Source organism: Vibrio sp. Y176, assembly GCF_033438945.1.
In genome coordinates this window covers 1-555 of sequence record NZ_JAWOQS010000995.1, presented here as the reverse complement: position 1 = coordinate 555, position 555 = coordinate 1, and the positions used below count along the sequence as shown (strand labels likewise).

At 44.3% G+C, this 555-nt stretch carries 1 protein-coding gene and 1 pseudogene; both read left to right on the top strand.

Annotated features, from left to right (window positions below; translation table 11 throughout):
- Positions 1 to 227, top strand: a pseudogene (locus tag R7O13_RS29835) (MFS transporter); the annotation flags it as partial.
- A gap of 50 nt (positions 228 to 277) precedes the next feature.
- Positions 278 to 555, top strand: a 278-nt coding sequence (locus R7O13_RS29830) for a DUF1415 family protein (RefSeq protein ID WP_318305588.1), incomplete at its 3' end; no start/stop codon positions are given.

Sequence of the window (555 nt, the reverse complement as noted above, 5' to 3'; positions counted from 1 at the left end):
CAAAAGCAACCGCAACAGCTTTGTACTTGGTGCACTACTATGTTGGCGGAAGTTTAGGTGGTTTTTTATTGCTCTACTGTTGGCAACATGGCGGTTGGCCAACCGTACTGCTTGGCGGAAGCGTTTTGTATGCCGTGATGTTTGCTGCCATTGCCTACTTAAAACACATTTGTGAAAGCGTAGATACCGACAGCAACACTGATGTAGCAAGCTTGGGAAGAAGTTAATCGACTTCTCTGCTATGCTTGCGCCAAATTCATAAAAGCAAGAAAGTCGTATGCCAACGCGCTCAACACAAGAAACACCGAATACAGATATTAATGCGATCACTCAACAAGTCGATCAATGGCTTAATGATGTCGTGATTGGTCTGAATTTGTGTCCTTTCGCTGCAAAGCCGCAGCGTAACAAACAAATCAAGATTTTTGTCAGCGAAGCAACACAAGAAGAAGCGCTGCTTGAGGATATTCTGCTGCAACTTATTGAACTCAGCACCACCGAACCAGAAAAGCTGGAAACAACATTGGTCGTCGTACCTAACATGCTGCAAGATTT